We start from the raw sequence: 3,745 nt of genomic DNA on the forward strand, positions 1-3,745 counted from the left end.
GTGGCGGCCGAGCTTGGCGGCGAGGTCGGCTAGGTCGACGCGGCCGTCGGCGGTCTGGGCGATCTCGGTGACGGAGTAGCCGACGAAGGCGGCGGTGGCCGGGTTGGTGCCGTGCGCCGAGGTGGGGACCAGGACGGTGCGGCGTGCGGCCTGGCCGGCGGCCTCGTGGGCGGCCTTGATGCAGAGCAGGCCGCAGAGCTCGCCGTGGGCGCCGGCCTTGGGCGACAGCGCGACGGCGGGCATCCCGGTCAGCGTCTTCAGCCAGTGGGCCAGGCGGTCCATCAGCGCCAGCGCGCCCTGGGTGGTCGAGACTGGCGCCAGCGGGTGCAGGTCGGCGAAGCCGGCCAGGCGGGCGGCCTTCTCGTTCAGGCGCGGGTTGTGCTTCATGGTGCACGAACCCAGCGGGTAGATGGCCAGGTCGATGGCGTGGTTGAGCTGCGACAGGCGAACGTAGTGGCGCACGGCCTCGGGCTCGGAGAGGCCGGGCAGGTCCACGGAGGCGCGGGTCAGGCCGGCCAGGTCCGAGGCGTCGTGCTCGGGCGCGGCCAAGTCGACGCCGGTCTTGCCCCAGCCGTCCAGCTCGAAGATCAGCGGCTCGTCCTGCAGCAGGCCGCGGGCGCCGGTGAGGCTGGCGAAGCCGCCCGTGGCGGTCTCGGCTTCGGGGCGGGTGGGCCGACCGACGGCGTTCATGGTCATCGGGCGAGGCTCCGGGCGAGGGCTGCGATGTCGGCGCTGGTCGTGGTCTCGGTGGCGGCCAGCAGCAGGACGTCGTCCAGGCCGGCGTGGGGGTCGAGGCGGGAGTAGGGGACGCCGGCGACGATGCCGTCGGCCAACAGGCGCTCGACCAGTGCGGCGGCCGGACCCTTGGTCCGCACCGCGATCTCGTTGAAGAACCGCGGCGTCAGCACCTCCAGCCCGGCGCCCTCGACGGCCGCCTTGAGCTCGCGCGCGCGGCTGTGGTTGACCCGGGCCAACGCGGCGAGCCCGGCGCCGCCCAGCAGCGTCATGTGGATGGTGAAGGCCAGCGCGCAGAGGCCAGAGTTGGTGCAGATGTTGGATGTCGCCTTTTCGCGGCGGATGTGCTGCTCGCGGGTCGAGAGCGTCAGCACGTAGCCGCGGCGACCGTCCGCATCGACGGTCTCGCCGCAGAGGCGGCCGGGCATCTGCCGGGTCAGCTTCTCGCGGCAGGCGAACAGGCCGACGTAGGGGCCGCCGTAGTTCAGCGCATTGCCGATCGACTGGCCCTCGGCCACGGCGATGTCCGCGCCCATTTCGCCGGGGGACTTCAGGAGGCCGAAGGACACCGCCTCGGTGGTCACCACGATCAGCAAGGCGCCCGCCGCGTGCGCCGCCTCGGCGATCCTGGTCACGTCCGTCACAACGCCGAAGACGTTCGGCGTCTGGACGACGACGCATGCCGTTTCGCCGTCGATGGCCGCGATGACGCCGGCCTCCGCGTCGATCGCCGCCGCCTGCCGCACGATCTCCATGCCCTCGGCATGGGCGATAGTCTGGGTGACGGCGGCGTAGTGCGGGTGCAGGCCTCCGCTGAGGATCGCCTTCTGCCGCCGTGTCACCCGCTGCGCCATCATCACCGCCTCGGCGCAGGCGGTGGAGCCGTCGTACATCGACGCGTTGGCCACCTCCAGCCCCGTCAGGGCCGCGACTTGCGTCTGAAATTCAAAGAGAACCTGGAGCGTGCCCTGGGCGATCTCGGGCTGATAGGGGGTGTAGCTGGTGAGGAACTCGGAGCGCTGGATGATGTGGTCGACGGTGGCCGGGACGTGGTGCTTGTAGGCGCCGGCGCCGCAGAAGAACGGGCCCGCCCCCGCGGGGCGGTTGAGGGTGGCGAGGGCGGAAAGCTCCCGCTCCACCTCCATCTCGCCGGCGTGCAGCGGCAGGTCGAACAGCCCGGCCTTGCGGGCGGCGGCCGGCACGTCGGCGAACAGGGCGTCGACGTCGGGTGTCCCGATGACGCCGAGCATCTGCGCGCGGTCGGCGGGGGTGAGCGGGAGGTATCTCATACGGTTCAGGATCCGGGGTTCGGACGCTTGAAAAAGCGGTCGAGGAGGGAAGGGTCGGGTTCGGGCAGGTCTTCGAGCTCGTCGTCGTCGCCCGCGGCGGCGGCCGGGCCGGACCGCACGGTGGCGGCGTAGTCGCTCCAGATTCCCAATCCGCCGCTCAACTGGGCGACCAGGGCGCGGACGTCGGCGACGTCGACGATGACGTCCGCGCCCACGTCTTCCGCGTCATCCGGGCTCAGGGTTCCGGCATTGCCGGGGGTGCGCAAGACGCGGGGCGGTTCCAGCGGCGCGGTGACGAAGCAACGCGTGGCGTCGGCGACCTCGAAGATCACCCGGGCCAGTTCGGGGGTGAGCCCGCCGCGGAGCGCGAACATGGCGCCGGGATTGCCCTCGTCGGCGCCGTAGAACTCGACCTCCTCCCCCGTCGACAGGATGACGTCGGCCTCGCCCGAGCGGCCCCAGCGCGCGTCGCACGCGGCCAGCGCGCGCCCGGTCGCGGCGTGAGCGGCGCGCCCGTCTGGCGTGGCGCTGGACGGGACGAGATAGATGTCGAAGCTCATCAGCTTTCGGCCAGGAACGCCTCGTACGCCGCGCGATCCATGAGCGCGTCGTACTGCGACTTGTCGGCGACCTTGAGCTTGGCGAACCAGCCGCCGTTCTCGGGGTCGGCGTTGACGGTCTCGGGCGCATCGCCCAGCACCGCGTTGGCGTCGACCACCTCCCCGGAGATCGGGGCGTAGACGTCGGAGGCGGCCTTGACGCTCTCGACCACGGCGAAGGCGTCGCCGGCGCTCACGGTCTTGCCGACCTCAGGGGTCTCGACGAACACCACGTCGCCCAGTTGCTCGGCGGCGTGGGCGGTGATGCCGATGGTGGCCACGTCCCCCTCGAGGACGACCCATTCGTGATCCTTGGTGAAGCGCATGTTGGGTCTCTCCTAAGGTGCGGGCGCGTCAGCGCCATCAAGGGAAACACGAAGACCACGAAGGACACGAAGACCACGAAGGGCACATACGCCTTGGTGGTCTTCGGGGTCTTTGTGGTCTTCGTGTTGGATTGCAGGCGCCTGCGGCGCGTATGGGGTCACAGCGTCCTCACGTAGCGGTGGGGGACGAAGGGGCTGCTCACCACTTCGGCGGCTTGGGGCTTGCCGCGGACGATGACCTTGAGGGGCGTGCCGGGGCCCTTGAAGGCGGGCGGGACGAAGGCCAGCGCGATGCCGGCCTTGAGGACCGGGGAGTGGCCGCCGGAGGTGACCACACCCATCACGGTTCCGGCGTCGTCGGCCACCTCGGCGCCCTCGCGGGCCGGGGCGCCTTCCAGGACGCGCAGGGCGACCTTCACGCGGGACGGGCCCTCGGCGAGCTCGCGGGCGATACGCGCGGCGCCGGGGAAGTCGCGCTGTTCGCGGCGGTTCCTGTTGATCGCGAAGGTGAGGCCGGCCTCCACCGGGCTGACGGTCTCGTCCAGGTCGTGGCCGTAGAGCGGCAGGCCGGCCTCCAGGCGCAGCGAGTCGCGGGCGCCCAGGCCGACGGGGCGCACCCGCGGGTTGGAGAGCAGCTTGTTCCAGACGTCGTGCGCGGCCTCTCCGGGTACGGAGATCTCGTAGCCGTCTTCGCCGGTGTAGCCGCTGCGCGAGACGATCAGGTCGACCCCGAAGGCGGTCATCAGGCGGATGTCCATGAACACCATCTGCGCGGCCTCCGGCGCATAGTGCTGGA

4 protein-coding genes and 1 pseudogene are annotated in these 3,745 nt (G+C 71.4%); all 5 read right to left on the reverse strand.

All coding sequences use genetic code 11. The features are described 5' to 3' along the window. Window positions 1-696: pseudogene (locus tag QZV94_RS23825) on the reverse strand (aminomethyl-transferring glycine dehydrogenase subunit GcvPB); the annotation flags it as partial. After that, window positions 693-2,024, reverse strand: a complete 1,332-nt coding sequence (gene gcvPA / locus QZV94_RS23830; RefSeq protein WP_293682775.1) for an aminomethyl-transferring glycine dehydrogenase subunit GcvPA — start codon at window positions 2,022-2,024, stop codon at window positions 693-695. The pseudogene QZV94_RS23825 and the gene gcvPA, both read right to left, overlap by 4 nt. 5 nt (window positions 2,025-2,029) lie before the next feature. Further along, complete coding sequence (locus tag QZV94_RS23835) at window positions 2,030-2,584, reverse strand: hypothetical protein (RefSeq protein WP_293682777.1); 555 nt, start codon at window positions 2,582-2,584, stop codon at window positions 2,030-2,032. Further along, window positions 2,584-2,949, reverse strand: a complete 366-nt coding sequence (gene gcvH / locus QZV94_RS23840) for a glycine cleavage system protein GcvH (protein WP_293682779.1) — start codon at window positions 2,947-2,949, stop codon at window positions 2,584-2,586. Before gcvH ends, QZV94_RS23835 begins: the two co-directional genes overlap by 1 nt. 158 nt (window positions 2,950-3,107) lie before the next feature. Continuing rightward, window positions 3,108-3,745: glycine cleavage T C-terminal barrel domain-containing protein (locus tag QZV94_RS23845; RefSeq protein WP_293682781.1), on the reverse strand; the 638-nt coding region annotated here is incomplete at its 5' end.

Origin of the sequence: uncultured Phenylobacterium sp., from assembly GCF_902826855.1 — a bacterium.
Taxonomy (GTDB): Bacteria; Pseudomonadota; Alphaproteobacteria; order Caulobacterales; family Caulobacteraceae; genus Phenylobacterium.